We start from the raw sequence: 14,498 nt of genomic DNA on the forward strand, positions 1-14,498 counted from the left end.
TTATGGTTGATTTAACGGCATAAAAGCAAAAGCCCCTGCTCCGTGAGGAGGCAGGGGCGGTGTACATTATGGAAAACAGCTAAAATTCAGAGAGGGTCGAGAAGCTGTAGTATCTGCGTCATCAGTGCGGTTATCAGTGCGCTAACCAGAAGCGTCACGGCTTCCCTGGCGGCATCAATGCTGTCGTCATCGTAACCGGCCTGACGAAAGCGGATTTCAATATATTGTCGGGCCTGATGCCCGCCACACCAGGTCAGTACCTGACCCAGGGCGGTCATCAGCATTTTCAGAAAGGTCATAGGGTTTACTCCGGACTGCGCAGCGGCAGCCCGTGGGTGATGTGACATTTTTTAACAGGTGATTTTAAATCAGAGCTGGAAGGCTCAGTGGTAGGTGTAACGCCATCCTCCCTTATCAGTAGTCACGATGACTTCTGAAGCCACGCAGTTATTATAAAAATTCACTTTGACTGACTGACCGTAGTGCAGGGTGGCAGGCAGAATAGTTTCTTTGTTCACGGAGGACATAAACTTTTTGTTATCGATGCGACAATTACCCCGGTTCACGTCTATGTTTTCAACTTTGATACTGTCATCCAGGGAGGTGACCACTACAGTGACGTAGCGCGTTCCGGCGGGGTGAACCTGATTACTGGTCTCCACTTTTATCGGAGGCGTCGGAGCGGCCATCACCGATGCCGGCAGTAAAAGTAAAGCGGGTATCAACCCGTATTTGATATTCATAATGTATTCCTTAGAGGAGCCACGCCAGAGCGCTGATACCCGTCTTTTGGGTTAAAGCTGATATAAGCGCAGCTGCGTGACAATGTGCTGAGGGTTACGGCTGAGATGGGGTATCGGACGTCGTCTGAATTTGCTGATGAATAATGCGGTGCTTTGCCAGGGCCTGCGGCATATCGTTGATGCAGTAGTTGATGTAGAAAACGTTGAAAACCACGGTGTAGAACGCGTTCATCTTCAGGTCAAAGCGGAAGGTATTCAGCGCATAATGGCGCAGTGCAGTACGGGCTTTGAAAGCCCAGACGATATACATGACGGCACAGGCAAGTGACAGCACCGCACTCAACCCCAGCAGGGCATCGCTGGTCGGGTCGTAGCCTGCGAGGTCCGGAGAGGCCATTGCCGCCATCTGTCGCCCGACGCCAAAGCAGACGGCCAGCCAGATGATGAACAGATTGCCGTAAAGCGGATATCCCGTTGTCTCGCTGATAATCTCCTGCTTTTTGTACAGCCAGAGCAGCGGCCAGACACCGAAGGTGACGATGCTGAGCAGAACAAAATGCAGGGTGGGTGTTGCCAGTCGCTGGCTGAGGAGAGAAATATCGTTCATACAACATGTATCCTTACTGGTTTTAGTGATAAGTCAGACGGTTGCCTGACATTCAGGGTCAGAGTGCGAATTTTGATACGCACCCGTGAGTGTTAAAGGCGGGCAGGACTTTACCGGCACCATTCAGTGTGAACAGGGCAGGGCGGACGCCATCACCGGTGACCAGCACCAGCTTACCGGTGCGCAGTGCGTTCCAGGCAAACGTGAGGCTGTTATCGCCTGCATGATTGTCAGAGTCGCTGATGTCAATGGGTTCACCGCCGTCAACCCGGACCTGAAGCGTTTTGCCGCTGTCCATGCTGACCTGTAGTCCCGTGGCGTCCGTGAATATGACGCTGGCAGGCTGAGAGCCGTAATCATCGCAGGCCAGATACAGCTGTGACTGCCCCTTACCCAGAATCACAAACTCAGACGTCCCCTGGGCCCAGCCCTTGCTCCACGTCTCATGATTACCAAAGGCCTGTACCATGGTGGGCACCAGCGCACAGGTCAGCATTAAAGCGGTGTTTATTAGTTTTCTTTTCATTTCTTTATCTCCTTACCGGGAACCCGAAAGCACAGCTTCCGTACCGGGATTTTTATTTATCTGTATGATTTTTAATGAAACTCAGGTCGCTACAGAAAGCCCCTGAGGATTCTATAGCCACAAAAGTGCGGTGGATAACGATGAAATTCGATCGAACCGATCGACAAAATCGATCGTGGTTGAGCAAAATGCTTATCGAAAAGCAGGCAGATTTAACGATTACCTGGCCCTGTTGCAGAAGGGTGATGTGTATCTGAAAATTTGCTGGAAAGTGTGGGGCCTACAGGACGGTGTGCTCAGTGGCATTTACGTTAAGCGGCCTTCGTCGCTGTGTGGATCCGGGGCATTATCTGTCGAATATCAGGTATTTTGCGTGGCGTAAATGTTGCCTGTTAGACGGTTAAATTATGATCATATAGGTTGTTATATTATATGAGTGATTAACGTTAACTTGAGAGTAAAATAATCGGTTTGTTGATCCTGAAATAACGTTGATTGATATTTTCTTCTTCTATTGTAGTTTTGTCGATATTAAGCTTTTGCCTGTCGGGTTGGTAATATACCTATATAGAAGAATATCACTGTAGAGGTGTTATTATCAGACTATTGCTATTGAAATAAGAAGTGTAATTGACAGGGTGTTATTCTAAAGATTTCATTATGAGAATATCCTTATTCAACAAGTATTAAACACACTGTTTGCTGTGCCCAACTGAAGGGCATTACACCCACGGCATACTCTTGACAGTCATACAGTACGCAGGTGGTCTGGTCACAGACCTGCTATATCTCCTCATCATTCTTTAAAAGTAATTTATTACTCCAGCATTGTATCTTATTGAACAACTAACTTAAGGTCATCACTTATGAGTTTCAATACGCACTACCACTACCCACTGAATCGGAACCATGTTAAACGTATTCAGGAAACCCTCAATAAATCACTGAATGAATATTCCCGTACATTAGTCCTGAGGGTCGATTTACGCCTACCTGATTTCAATACTGCCTGTTATAACGCTGATTCATCGTTAATTACCCGATTCATTTCCTCCCTGAACGCTCAGGTTAATGCAAATTTACTGAACAGACAGAATGCAGGTAAGCGGGTTCACCCCCGCAGGATCCGTTATATCTGGACCCGTGAGTTCAGTAACTGTGGTAAGAAACACTATCATGTTGCACTGCTCCTTAATCGCGAAAATTATGCGTATCCGGGGAATTATCGGTCAGTGAACGGTGAGTATTCACACAATCTGGCCTTCATGATTATGGAAGCCTGGGTACGGGCACTGGAGCTTAACCATTCGCAGTATTACTCACTGGTGGAGTTTCCTGACAACGGTTATTACCACCTCAGTAAAAACAGTCCTGATTTTACTACGCAGTATGCTGTAGTGACGACTCGTATCAATTACCTGGCTAAAGAATACAGCAAGGACTATTCAGACGGTCAGCGTAATTTTGGCTGCAGTCAATACTAATTACGTATAAGTATTTTTTTACCCATACAGCAGATGTTATGACAGAGTGCCGGATTAACATTTACCGGTGCTCCTGTCTTCCCTTTCCTTAAGACAGAGAGAAAACGTCATGACAACTGCTAACACTAATACCAGTCTGCTGAGTGATAAACTCGTGGATATGGCTTTTATCACTGAGTTCACCGGGTTAAGTGATAAATGGTTCTATAAGTTAATACAGGAAGGACTGTTTCCTAAGCCGATTAAACTCGGGCGTAGTTCACGCTGGCTTAAAAGTGAAATCGAAGCCTGGGTACTGGAGCGTATTACAATCTCTCGCGACTTATAGCGGTGCTACGCCTGTCGCAACCCGGTATAATGTTGCCAGAATACCGTTGTGTATTCTTATAAAATAAATAGTATGTTTATTTAAATATAATTTTACAGAGGTGTAGGGGATGAGAGTTGCACTCCTTCACCGCATTCTTGTGCTTTCGAATTTGAGAGTGTGGCGCATATCTTACAGTGAACGATTCTAAGGTGCGAATGTTGAGAGGCTGTTTTTTGAGCATTTTTATGTAATTTTTATAATTCAAACATATAAAAACCCGCTAAAACGTATGAAATAGCGGGTTTTAAGAATAAATAATACAGTAAAAGATAAATAATTGTTCGTTTATTGTACTGCAATGGTTGTGGTATCAAGCCTTCATATGAAGGTGTTTTTGATTTTGTAAATTATTTTGCTTTTAATCTGATATCTGATAAATCGATGTGGAAGCAAGGTCTGAAAGCTGTAGAGTCTGCCGTGCGTATATTACGGGAAGGAGTGTTTCTTGGTTGCGAGAAGATACCATCATGATTAAGTGCTGAAATATAAATGGTGTCGCTGGATATTGAATTGTAGAGCATAACATCTCCCTGGCCAACGAGGTGATTCAGGACTGGCGTCAGCTTCTCCACCTTTCTTAGCTTATTTGGTCCATACTGTTCAATCTCACCTGTTGTTATGGCTCCGTTCTCTTGTTTAGAGCGAGACAGTATAAACTGGTACAATTTAAGGACGTCCTGTGTAAATTCAATACGCTCAGGTGTGTCAAAGAAAATCCGGTTAGTTGCATTCAGGTACCAGTCAGTGATTTCAATACAGCTATCCATGATATCTTCACTGATTTCATTTGCGCTCTCGTTGCAGATGTACTGAAAGATGGCAGCCATTCTTAGTGTATTTGTGCTGGATTTAACTGCAAATTCGCGAATATAATAAAGCTCGTTACCTGGTTTTATTTTATTTAATAATGACTCTCTGTGTTTCTTCCAGATATTAAGTGCATTATCTGACAGTGTTAACTGCGTTTTTGCTGTTTCATTATTATCAATGCGTTCTTTTTGTTTGTTAAGCAGTAAATCCAGTCTTTCATGAAATTCTCTGATTTCTGACCAGTGCTCTCCATGTGCTAATGCCTCAGCACCGTAGTGTTCAAGGTTATCCGTTCTGATGAATAAAAAACGGGATAAAAAGCCACTTTCTTTGAATATTTTACCGTGTACTTCCATAAAGCTTTCAAACACCCCGGGCTGTGTCATGAGTGATGCTGTTAAACAGGGCGTAAAATGACAGTCTATAGTTCCCCCTCGACGGAAGTGATATGAACTGCCATCCCAGGCATTATTCAAAAAACCTATCTTGTTCTTGGGGCGATTACCAAAATAAGTTATCGCCTCATCGGTAATGAGCCCGGCATTGGGATATCGGCTGAGGCCATAAATCAGATCGGTTGCTGCAGTATCATTATAGATAATCTGAGGCGGTACTGGCTCCCGGGGTTTTGACCTAGTGTGCTCAACAATTTTTCTGGATTCGAATTCTCCATTGAAATTTTTGTCAATGGCCTTGCGGAGATTTCTAATGAGTGTTTTGTTCTTTATTTTCCACACCTCTATTTTTGCATCATAATCCGCTTTTTTATCACTGTATTCGTGCCGCATTCTTTCATCAAAATCATAGAAAGGTTTCATAATGATATTTTTGACAGTGGATTTCCCTGCACCAGATTCTGCAATTGAAAAAAAGTAGAGAGAGCAGGGTGTTGGTGTATTTGTGTGTGGCTGGATCACTTCAATGAGCGGCTGACAGGCAAGCGAAGCTGCGGTGAGTACGGTATTTGCGATTAACTCAACAGGGATTTGAGTGCCATGATGTAAGGCACCAAGAGGCTTCGATAATATTTCCGGGAAAAGATAGACCGGATAAGGAGGCAATGACCGTTCACTCGGATAGTCGGAAAGGTCAGGACGGGGGGCTCTGTCCACCCAGGTTAAATCATTTTTATTCACGTTGTACCCCTTGTTTATTTTCCTTTAAGCATAAAACAAAGGGCGGGTAAAATGCGATAGTGCTGTCTTTTAAGCGACCTGGATATCATCACGAATGTTCTCGTCGAAGGAAACTACTTTCATACTGGTTGCACTGGAGCGGGAGTTAACGGTTATGACCGTCATACTGACGGTACATGACGAAGTGCTGACCGAAGCCCCCGGCTATTTCCACGAATACCTGAGTACTCCGCCCGTCACTAGCCTCGCATGGACATTAGATCTGCCACTGTCTTCTGGTGAGTTCGGGGCTTACCATCACAAAAATAATCGATCTTTACATGCGCATGATTGGTGTGTATTGTTGTTTGTATACACACAAAACGGATGGGGTTCAGGTTGTATGAAAACACGTTCAAATATTATGCTGGATGATCAAATTAAACGCATCCTCAGCGAAATCGCTAAACAACAGGGCGACAGTCTGAGTGATCAGATTAATCGACGCTTATCGGCTTCTCTTACGTTAGAAGAGCGTATAGGGGAAAAACCAGAATGGATGAAACATATGGAACCCTATATTGCTACGCATTTTGCCAATATGGAGATCCCACTCCCACCTGAACTGCAGATTATCCAGGATCAAATGGATAACGCCGATAGTGCGATTTCGCAGATATTGCGGGTAAAAGACTACTTACGAGAGAAATTCAATGAAGTAGCTAAAAATATCTAACAATCACACTGTCGGGCAAGGATGTCTGTCTGTCCGTTGGTATACGGGAAGCGGTCAGTGCTCCGGAATGCAAAACGGTGCTGATGATGAACATGGATACGCTGGGCGTGGCGCAAAACGAACCATCCACTGATGGCGTGCAGCAGGAGGTGTATGCCATTATCGACGATGCATGGCGTACGGTGACGGAAGCGGATAACAACGTCACCAGCATGTTGTCTTTCATTATCAGTCGCACTGAAAGGTGTTCATTCACCCGACAATTTAGTCAATTACAGGCCAGGGTGAATGAAATAGCCTCATCCTGTGATGACGGCCAGATTTTCCGTGAAGGTTATGGTTGCTCCAGTCTGGAGGGCGTCAGTTAATCAGGCCTGAAAATATGAACCTTATACTGGCCTTCCCCAATGTCTGCAGCGCCGATATAATTCCTGTATGAAAAACACTCACGATATTCTCCCCCCGGAACAAACCGTCACACTACTTGCGCATTTTGCCTGGTGCGCCCTTGTCGCATTACGTACCGCGCAGCAGGATGGCAAGGCATTGTCGCCATTCAGTACGCATACATTTTTGCTACGCTGGTTAACGGTGGCGTATAAGCATAAACGGTTTCCACGAACCATTGCATCCGATATTGAGGGGTTACTGGTACTGGGGCGCAACAACGGCCTGGCTGCCAGTTTGCTTAATCGCCTTGAATATCTGTGGCGTTCCTGCACAGGTTCTGTTTCCGCTCAGTCGGATTTGTACCGGCTGACGTACGCAATTGAACAGCTTAAATCGCAGGGCTGGGTCAATGCAGCGGTGAGTGACAGGGACTGGGACAATGAAGCGCTTCTGGTCCAGGAATACAGCGATACGAATTCACTGCTGGTAAGGAAGTCGGCACTGACTGGTGGATTTTCGGATGAGGGCAAACTGGTTGCACCGGTTGAGTTTCTGGCGACGGGCAACCTGTCAGCATGTACAGAGGTTTTTCAGGCTTATGTCCTCCCGTTAGTCGTGATGGCCTCTAACCGGATTGCATTACAACCTGAGCAATAAAACCAACATTTTGAGCTCTCTGGTAAAACCGCTTCTTGATTTTCGCAATCAGACTGGCTGTTATTGCTGCTTGTACTCACTCCCTGATGCCTACACCATATCTGCCCTGGCGAGCAAACATAAAGTTTTCTTCAACTAACATAAGCATTATTTAAATTAGTAAAAAGAATGAATATCTTGATGTGCCATCTGTATTTATATTGCAGAGAGCGGCTTGTTTATAAAAACATCAAAACTCATTTTTTTAATGAGACGCTATTTCATGCTGTGTACTCATCTGAACTTCTGAGTGTTTTTTATACATCCCTGAGCTGTGTGCAATGTTTTTTTTTGTGATAATAATCCAATAAAGTAATAAGGCGTCATCTTTGCCGTTAATTATATTGATGTAATGATTTGTTACATGTTTTGGCTTTTATAATCAAGGGTAAACTTTTAAAACACTGTTCATGGCAATAATCCTGATGTTAGATGAATGCCAGAAAATACAATATCGGCATGCTGGTGGATGGAATGCGCCCGCTTTTTAGTTCCGGAATTTATATTTACGTCGGATGACGCGAACCGGAAACTTGTTCTGGCAGGGTAAGTTTTTCTTATTTATTTTTCACTGGCATTGACCGTTTCTATCACTCCATAGAACAGGGGCAGCCATGTCTAACTCTTCCTTTCAGTCCGAAATCCCTAAAGCGCGTATTAATTTAAAACTTGATTTGCATACGGGGGGCGCGAGCAAGAAAACGGAGCTCCCCCTGAAATTGCTGGTGGCGGGCGACTTCAGTAATGGTCAGGAGTCTGCGCCCCTGTCTGAGCGCAAAAAAGTTGATTTGAATAAAAATAATTTCGATTCAGTGTTGTCCGAATATTCCCCAAACGTCAGTCTGACCGTTAAAAACACGCTTGCTGATGACGGCAGCGAAGACAACATCAGTCTGACCTTCCGGAGCATGAAAGATTTTACCCCAGAGCAGGTCTCCCGGCAAATCCCTCAGCTGAAGGCGATGCTGTCCATGCGCAATCTGCTTCGCGATTTAAAAGCGAACCTGCTGGACAACCAGGCTTTCCGTAAAGAGCTGGAAAAAATTCTGCTCGACCCGGCGTTAAGCGCAGAACTTCGCTCAGAGCTGTCTGCTCTGGCACCTAAACAGCCATAACGGTCACGATGATTTAACGGATTAATAAGGAAGATGCTGATGTCTGTAAAAAATGAGAATGCGGCTGGTGGCGAAAGCTTGGTGCTGGAACGTCCTGCTGCGGGTGGGGTTTATGCGTCCCTGTTTGAAAAAATCAACCTGAACCCGGTGTCCGAGCTGAGTGCGCTGGATATCTGGCAGGACGCGCAGGCGATGTCGGATGCAACGGCGGATGAACGTTTAACCGCGGGGATGCAGGTGTTCCTGGAGTGCCTGACAAAATCTGGCTCAAAAGTGGAGAAGCTCGACCGCAACCTCATCGACCACCACATTGCGGAGCTGGACTACCAGATTAGCCGCCAGCTGGATGCGGTTATGCACCACCCGGACTTCCAGGCTGTTGAAAGCCTGTGGCGCGGAGTGCAGTCCCTGGTGGATAAAACCGATTTCCGTCAGAACGTGAAGGTGGAGCTGCTGGATATGTCCAAAGAAGACCTGCGTCAGGACTTCGAAGACAGCCCGGAAATCATCCAGAGTGGACTGTATAAACACACATATGTTGATGAGTACGACACCCCGGGCGGTGAACCGATTGCCGCGCTGATTTCCGCCTACGAATTTGATGCGTCAGCGCAGGATGTCGCGCTGCTGCGTAATATATCAAAAGTCTCCGCCGCTGCCCACATGCCGTTTATCGGCTCCGCTGGCCCGAAATTTTTCCTCAAGGATTCGATGGAGGAAGTTGCGGCCATCAAGGACATTGGTAACTACTTCGATCGTGCGGAGTACATCAAGTGGAAATCCTTCCGTGAGACGGATGATGCCCGCTATATCGGTCTGGTGATGCCACGTGTGCTGGGTCGCCTGCCGTATGGCCCGGATACCGTGCCGGTGCGCAGCTTTAACTATGTGGAAGAAGTGAAAGGCCCGGATCACGATAAATACCTGTGGACCAACGCCTCGTTTGCCTTTGCGTCTAACATGGTACGCAGCTTCATTAACAACGGCTGGTGTGTACAAATTCGTGGCCCGCAGGCCGGTGGTGCCGTCCAGGACCTGCCTATTCATCTGTACGATCTGGGCACCGGCAATCAGGTCAAGATCCCGTCAGAAGTCATGATACCGGAAACCCGTGAGTTTGAGTTTGCGAATCTGGGCTTTATTCCACTAAGTTATTATAAGAACAGAGATTACTCCTGTTTCTTCAGCGCTAACTCCACCCAGAAGCCGGCCCTGTATGACACCGCGGATGCCACGGCCAACAGCCGCATCAACGCCCGTCTGCCGTACATCTTCCTGCTGTCCCGTATTGCGCACTACCTGAAGCTGATTCAGCGTGAAAACATCGGCACCACCAAGGACCGCCGTTTGCTGGAGCTTGAACTCAATACCTGGGTGCGCAGTCTGGTGACCGAAATGACCGACCCGGGCGACGAACTGCAGGCCTCTCACCCGCTGCGTGATGCGAAAGTTGTGGTGGAAGATATCGAGGATAATCCGGGCTTCTTCCGCGTGAAGCTGTACGCCGTGCCACACTTCCAGGTGGAAGGAATGGACGTCAACCTGTCGCTGGTTTCCCAGATGCCGAAGGCGAAATCCTAAGCTAAGGCAGGAAGCCCATGAAAACGGAACAACCGTTATGGGGCAGAGGTCAGATGGTCTCTCCCCAACACTTCCAGCAACAGGCCGCGTATGCGGCCTGGTCTGCGGAATGTATCGCCCGGCTGGGTCTTGCCCAGCCCTGGGGAATGATCGAGGCCACGTTTGAGCCGGATGCCCTGAAGCTGGGCCGTCTGCAGGCCCGTCATCTGCACATCCGCTTCCCTGACGGGACGCTTATCGATACGGATAATGCGGACGACCTGCCACCGGTGCTGTCGCTTGAGAGCGAGTCGCAGGCCGTGACGGTGGTGCTCGCCCTGCCGCTGCTGCGGGCCAATGGTGGCAACTGCCTAAAGCCTGATGAAGTGGCCGAACGCCCGGTACGTTTCCGCCAGCGCTGGCGGGATGTCCGCAACCGCTTTGGTGAAGATACCCGCCAGATTGCGGTCATTCAGCCTGAACTGACGCTGCGCTTTGCCCATCAGAACAACAGCGATTACCTGACCTGTCCGGTTGCCCGTCTGCAGCAGGACTCGCAGGGTAACTGGGCGCTTGATGAGGCCTTTCTTCCTCCTCTGTTAGCGCTGCAGGGCAGCCGCTGGCTGGTCACCCAACTGGACCAGCTGATGACGCAACTGCGTGCGCGTCTGACTCGTCTGATGGCCATGCGCCGTGAAAGCAATGAGCGGATGGCCGATTTTGCCGTGGCCGATGTGTCCCTGTTCTGGTTGCTCAATGCGCTGAACAGTGCTGAGCCGGTACTGGGGCAGTTCCAGCGTCAGCCGCAAAGCCCGCCGGAGCGTCTGTATCCCGAACTCGCCCGCCTGGCCGGTAGCCTGCTGACTTTCTCGCTGGAGCATCAGGTGAGCGCCATTCCGGCCTGGCAGCATGAGCAACTGAATAACGTCTTCCCGCCGCTGTTTGATTTGCTGGGCGATCTGCTGGAAGCCAGTCTGCCGTCGCGGGTGGTGTCCATTGAACTGGATTACGATCCGCGTCTGCACTTCTGGCAGGCTCGGCTGCACGATCCGCGTCTGCGCGAAGGGGCCGATTATTACCTCTCCGTTCGTTCGCCGATGTCCGTGGCGCAACTGCAGGAGCAGTTCCCGCGCCAGTGCAAAGTCGGCAGCCCCGATCACGTTCGCAGTATCGTCAACTCCTCCCGCGTGGGTGTACCGCTGACGCCACTGCGTCATGTGCCGGCCGCCATTCCGCTGCGCCTGGAAAATCAGTATTTCAGCCTCGATGTGACGCACCCACTGGCCACCGAGATGCTGCAAAGCGGCAGTTGCATGTTTTATGTGCCGGGGATGCTCGGCGAGCCTGAACTTGAACTCTTTGCGGTACTGAGAACATGAGTGAGCGTAAACGCGGTCCGGCCGCGTCCATCGATATTGATGACCTGATGCAGGATACCTGGCTGCAGGTCATCAGCCTGCGTCACGGTCCGAAATTTGAGGACGGAGAGGGGCGGGTCCTGTGGGAGCGCTGTATTGCCGATGTGGAGCGTGTCCAGCAGGAACTAAAAACGCGCGAGCTGGATGAGGCGGGCTGTCAGCACATTCTTGCCGCGCAGTGTGCCCTGCTCGATGAGGCGGTGAAAGGTCGGGGTCTGGAGGATGACGCCTGTGTGCAGTGGTACAACATTCCGCTACAGGGGCATTTCCTGGGGACCATGGATGCAGGCGATACACTCTGTGACAGGATGCGTGACGTTCTGCGCGACCCTGCCCCCGATGCAGCAGTACTGACCTGTTTTCAGCGTGTGATGATGCTGGGGTTCCTCGGCAGCTACCGGTCTCTGAACGATCCGGCGCGGCAGTCCCTCGTCAGTGCGCTCAATGAGCACGTCGCTCCCTTCAGCTATCCGCAGACCCATCCGGTACTGGCAGAAAGTCGTGCCGGACGGGGCACGGGGGGCTGGCTGGCCTCCTGGCCGGTGCGTATCGGTCTGAGCCTTATCGTGGTGGCGGCCCTCTGGTGGGGACTGGATTTCTGGCTTGACCAGACCCTGAAAGCCCTGTTGCCGGGAGCGGTGAAATGAGTCCTGCACAACAGCGCGGGCTGGCATTGTGGGCCGCTCTGCTGAGCACCGTGGTGTGCCTGGGGTTTCTGCCAGTGTCACGGTTGGTCTCGATCCTGCTTCTGCTGGCAACGCTGGGGGCCATTCTGGCGTGCTGGATTGTGGCCAGCCGCCGTGCTGAGCATGAATCGACGTTGTGCCCCGACGATCTGCCTGATGCGACTTACCGTCAGCCGGTGGTACTGGTCTGCGGCGATCTGCCACAGGCCTGGCCGGAGCACTCTCAGGTCCTGACCGTCACCCAGGGGTGCTGGATCCGTGTGGAAGACCATCAGGACCTGGAGCAGGTGGCACGTCAGCTGTTATGGCTTCGCCCCGACTGGGGGCGGCAGCTGTCGGTGATGGTCAGCGTTTGCCCTCAGAAGCACGCAGACCGTGAAGCACTGACCAGCCGTCTGTTGGCTTTGCGCTGGCAAATCAGCCAGCTGCGTAAGGAGAGTGGTCATTCCGTGCCACTGGTTCTGAACGGTCAGGCAGGCAGCGCCATGATGAACGACATGCTCTGGCAGGCAGCAATACCTGGCGAAGGGGTCAGCGTCTGGCGAGGATCGTCAGCGCCCTGCTCGATTTCCAGCTGGGTCACCACCGGTGGTGCAATGGCGATGCAGCAACAGGTGCTGATGAACAGCCTGATGAGCTGGTTCCACCATCACGTCAAAGCGGTCTTCATGGATGAAAATCCGGATATCCCGGCCATTGCCCCGACCGCCGTACTGTGGGGGACAGGACCTATTCTGGACGGCAGCCTGGCCTCATCCCTCTGGACAGCCTCATTATCCCGCCACACCGCGATGCAACACGTCGCTGGATGGCAGCCCGTTGGCACCGACAGCACGGTGATGTCACTGTTCCCTGACTTTGTTCTGCCGCTGCTGCCGGAAGGCCAGGGGCTGACACCGCGGGGCAGGACGTTGCGTTGTGCGCTCGGGATGTTCACCCTGGCAGCGATGGCGACACTGCTCTGCAGCGGCTGGAATAATCACCAGTTATTGCAGCGTGTCGGTTTTGATATTGCGCACTATGACCGCATTTCGATGGATGATTACGGCCCGAAGGCAGAGGCCGTGAAGGTGCTGCGTCAGGACGGTGCATTGCTGGATAGCTGGTCGCGTAACGGTGAACCGCTGAACATGAGTCTGGGTCTGTATCAGGGCGGGCATCTGCGCATACCGGTGCTGGAAGCGATCCGCTCGTATGTGCCTCCACCACCGCCGCCCAAACCGCAGCCGAAACCCAAACCGGTTCCGAAAATCGTTCGCCTCGACAGCATGTCGCTGTTCGATTCAGGCAAATACGACCTCAAACCCGGCTCCACCAAACTGCTGGTTAACTCGCTGGTGGGTATTAAGGCCAGACCGGGCTGGCTGATTGTGGTCAGTGGTCACACCGATAACACCGGCAACCCCCAACTGAATCAGACGCTGTCCCGTGAGCGTGCCGACGCGGTACGCAACTGGATGCGTGACACCGGCGATGTGCCGGAAAGCTGTTTTGCGGTGCAGGGCTATGGCGAAAGCCGTCCGATCGCAACGAACGACACCCCGGAAGGGCGCGCACTTAACCGTCGTGTCGAAATCAGTCTGGTTCCGCAGGCAGACGCCTGTCAGATACCGGGCAATCCCCAGGCGCCATCGGATGATGGCGCAGATAAAACTGTAATGGAGTAAATCACATGGCAATTCCTGTTTATCTTTGGCTGAAAGACGACGGCGGCGCGGACATCAAAGGGTCTGTGGACGTTCAGGATCGTGAAGGCAGCATCGAAGTGGTGGCACAGAAACACGATCTGTACATCCCGACCGACAACAACACCGGCAAGCTGACCGGCACGCGTATCCACACGCCGTTCCTGTTCACCAAGGAAATCGACTCCGCAAGCCCGTACCTGTACAAGGCGGTGACCACGGGCCAGACCCTGAAGTCTGCTGAATTCAAGTGGTACAAAATCAACGACGCGGGTCAGGAAGTTGAGTACTTCAACACCAAGCTTGAAAACGTGAAAGTGGTGAAGGTGAATCCTGAAATGTACGACATCAAGGATCCGTCCAAAGAGAAGCATAACCACCTTGAGCGCATTGAACTGCGCTACGAAAAAATCACCTGGACCTACAAAGACGGCAACATCATTCATTCCGATTCCTGGAACGAACGCGCTACCGCGTAAGACCAGAAGCGGGCAGCGCATCCTGCCCGCTTTTTTGTTTTTGCTGAACGCCTGCTTGTGCGGGCGTTCAGCAAAGAA

Annotated in this window: 16 protein-coding genes; 11 read left to right on the forward strand and 5 right to left on the reverse strand. The window is 50.4% G+C overall.

Features of this window, described 5'->3' with window-relative positions; all coding sequences use genetic code 11:
• Positions 1-86 precede the first annotated feature (86 nt).
• The 4 genes from ACF3VQ_RS03535 to ACF3VQ_RS03550 form a co-directional block, all read right to left on the reverse strand.
• Positions 87-299, reverse strand: a complete 213-nt coding sequence (locus ACF3VQ_RS03535) for a hypothetical protein (protein WP_392433422.1) — start codon at positions 297-299, stop codon at positions 87-89.
• An 84-nt stretch (positions 300-383) separates the two neighbouring features.
• Complete coding sequence (locus tag ACF3VQ_RS03540) at positions 384-743, reverse strand: hypothetical protein (protein WP_032648627.1); 360 nt, start codon at positions 741-743, stop codon at positions 384-386.
• Positions 744-837: 94 nt separating this feature from the next.
• Positions 838-1,350, reverse strand: coding sequence for a DUF4234 domain-containing protein (locus tag ACF3VQ_RS03545; RefSeq protein ID WP_392433423.1), 513 nt, complete (start codon positions 1,348-1,350; stop codon positions 838-840).
• Positions 1,351-1,408: 58 nt separating this feature from the next.
• The gene (locus tag ACF3VQ_RS03550; RefSeq protein WP_392433424.1) at positions 1,409-1,876 is read right to left on the reverse strand and encodes a hypothetical protein; all 468 of its coding nucleotides are present in this window, start codon (positions 1,874-1,876) and stop codon (positions 1,409-1,411) included.
• Positions 1,877-2,742: 866 nt separating this feature from the next.
• Here ACF3VQ_RS03550 and ACF3VQ_RS03555 point away from each other — a divergent pair.
• Positions 2,743-3,360 (forward strand): inovirus Gp2 family protein, encoded by a 618-nt coding sequence (locus tag ACF3VQ_RS03555; RefSeq protein ID WP_392433425.1) that lies wholly within the window; start codon positions 2,743-2,745, stop codon positions 3,358-3,360.
• Positions 3,361-3,469: 109 nt separating this feature from the next.
• The gene (locus tag ACF3VQ_RS03560) at positions 3,470-3,688 is read left to right on the forward strand and encodes an AlpA family transcriptional regulator (protein ID WP_032648634.1); all 219 of its coding nucleotides are present in this window, start codon (positions 3,470-3,472) and stop codon (positions 3,686-3,688) included.
• Between the two features lie 389 nt (positions 3,689-4,077).
• Here the strand turns inward: ACF3VQ_RS03560 and ACF3VQ_RS03565 are convergent, their stop codons facing one another.
• Positions 4,078-5,676, reverse strand: coding sequence for a YfjI family protein (locus ACF3VQ_RS03565; protein WP_392433426.1), 1,599 nt, complete (start codon positions 5,674-5,676; stop codon positions 4,078-4,080).
• A 154-nt stretch (positions 5,677-5,830) separates the two neighbouring features.
• Between ACF3VQ_RS03565 and ACF3VQ_RS03570 the strand changes: the two genes are divergently transcribed.
• The 9 genes from ACF3VQ_RS03570 to ACF3VQ_RS03610 all read left to right on the forward strand — a co-directional run bounded on the left by ACF3VQ_RS03570 (position 5,831) and on the right by ACF3VQ_RS03610 (position 14,420).
• Positions 5,831-6,391: a hypothetical protein gene (locus ACF3VQ_RS03570; protein WP_392433427.1), complete on the forward strand. Its 561-nt coding sequence runs from the start codon at positions 5,831-5,833 to the stop codon at positions 6,389-6,391.
• Positions 6,392-6,474: 83 nt separating this feature from the next.
• Complete coding sequence (locus tag ACF3VQ_RS03575) at positions 6,475-6,759, forward strand: hypothetical protein (protein WP_392433428.1); 285 nt, start codon at positions 6,475-6,477, stop codon at positions 6,757-6,759.
• A gap of 67 nt (positions 6,760-6,826) precedes the next feature.
• Positions 6,827-7,438, forward strand: a complete 612-nt coding sequence (locus ACF3VQ_RS03580) for a DUF2913 family protein (protein ID WP_392433429.1) — start codon at positions 6,827-6,829, stop codon at positions 7,436-7,438.
• A gap of 653 nt (positions 7,439-8,091) precedes the next feature.
• Positions 8,092-8,592, forward strand: a complete 501-nt coding sequence (gene tssB, locus ACF3VQ_RS03585; protein ID WP_032664111.1) for a type VI secretion system contractile sheath small subunit — start codon at positions 8,092-8,094, stop codon at positions 8,590-8,592.
• Between the two features lie 33 nt (positions 8,593-8,625).
• On the forward strand, positions 8,626-10,173 hold the full coding sequence (tssC, locus tag ACF3VQ_RS03590) for a type VI secretion system contractile sheath large subunit (protein ID WP_392433430.1): 1,548 nt from the start codon (positions 8,626-8,628) through the stop codon (positions 10,171-10,173).
• Between the two features lie 17 nt (positions 10,174-10,190).
• Positions 10,191-11,531: a type VI secretion system baseplate subunit TssK gene (tssK, locus tag ACF3VQ_RS03595; protein WP_392433431.1), complete on the forward strand. Its 1,341-nt coding sequence runs from the start codon at positions 10,191-10,193 to the stop codon at positions 11,529-11,531.
• On the forward strand, positions 11,528-12,217 hold the full coding sequence (gene tssL, locus ACF3VQ_RS03600) for a type VI secretion system protein TssL, short form (RefSeq protein WP_392433432.1): 690 nt from the start codon (positions 11,528-11,530) through the stop codon (positions 12,215-12,217). The genes tssK and tssL overlap by 4 nt, the downstream gene beginning before the upstream one ends.
• Positions 12,214-13,923: an OmpA family protein gene (locus ACF3VQ_RS03605; protein WP_392433433.1), complete on the forward strand. Its 1,710-nt coding sequence runs from the start codon at positions 12,214-12,216 to the stop codon at positions 13,921-13,923. The genes tssL and ACF3VQ_RS03605 overlap by 4 nt, the downstream gene beginning before the upstream one ends.
• 5 nt (positions 13,924-13,928) lie before the next feature.
• Positions 13,929-14,420, forward strand: coding sequence for an Hcp family type VI secretion system effector (locus tag ACF3VQ_RS03610; protein ID WP_392433434.1), 492 nt, complete (start codon positions 13,929-13,931; stop codon positions 14,418-14,420).
• Positions 14,421-14,498: the final 78 nt, after the last annotated feature.

This window comes from Yersinia fenwicki (genome assembly GCF_043099325.1).
Taxonomy (GTDB): Bacteria; Pseudomonadota; Gammaproteobacteria; order Enterobacterales; family Enterobacteriaceae; genus Yersinia.

Excerpts from the sequence above, each read along its gene's own strand:
- ACF3VQ_RS03535 (WP_392433422.1), bottom strand. The coding sequence starts at position 299 with ATGACCTTTCTGAAAATGCTGATGACCGCCCTGGGTCAGGTACTGACC.
- ACF3VQ_RS03580 (WP_392433429.1), top strand. The coding sequence starts at position 6,827 with ATGAAAAACACTCACGATATTCTCCCCCCGGAACAAACCGTCACACTA.
- ACF3VQ_RS03545 (WP_392433423.1), bottom strand. The coding sequence starts at position 1,350 with ATGAACGATATTTCTCTCCTCAGCCAGCGACTGGCAACACCCACCCTG.
- ACF3VQ_RS03550 (WP_392433424.1), bottom strand. The coding sequence starts at position 1,876 with ATGAAAAGAAAACTAATAAACACCGCTTTAATGCTGACCTGTGCGCTG.
- ACF3VQ_RS03610 (WP_392433434.1), top strand. The coding sequence starts at position 13,929 with ATGGCAATTCCTGTTTATCTTTGGCTGAAAGACGACGGCGGCGCGGAC.
- ACF3VQ_RS03575 (WP_392433428.1), top strand. The coding sequence starts at position 6,475 with ATGATGAACATGGATACGCTGGGCGTGGCGCAAAACGAACCATCCACT.
- ACF3VQ_RS03605 (WP_392433433.1), top strand. The coding sequence starts at position 12,214 with ATGAGTCCTGCACAACAGCGCGGGCTGGCATTGTGGGCCGCTCTGCTG.
- ACF3VQ_RS03570 (WP_392433427.1), top strand. The coding sequence starts at position 5,831 with ATGACCGTCATACTGACGGTACATGACGAAGTGCTGACCGAAGCCCCC.
- ACF3VQ_RS03540 (WP_032648627.1), bottom strand. The coding sequence starts at position 743 with ATGAATATCAAATACGGGTTGATACCCGCTTTACTTTTACTGCCGGCA.
- ACF3VQ_RS03560 (WP_032648634.1), top strand. The coding sequence starts at position 3,470 with ATGACAACTGCTAACACTAATACCAGTCTGCTGAGTGATAAACTCGTG.
- tssK (WP_392433431.1), top strand. The coding sequence starts at position 10,191 with ATGAAAACGGAACAACCGTTATGGGGCAGAGGTCAGATGGTCTCTCCC.
- ACF3VQ_RS03555 (WP_392433425.1), top strand. The coding sequence starts at position 2,743 with ATGAGTTTCAATACGCACTACCACTACCCACTGAATCGGAACCATGTT.
- tssB (WP_032664111.1), top strand. The coding sequence starts at position 8,092 with ATGTCTAACTCTTCCTTTCAGTCCGAAATCCCTAAAGCGCGTATTAAT.
- tssL (WP_392433432.1), top strand. The coding sequence starts at position 11,528 with ATGAGTGAGCGTAAACGCGGTCCGGCCGCGTCCATCGATATTGATGAC.
- tssC (WP_392433430.1), top strand. The coding sequence starts at position 8,626 with ATGCTGATGTCTGTAAAAAATGAGAATGCGGCTGGTGGCGAAAGCTTG.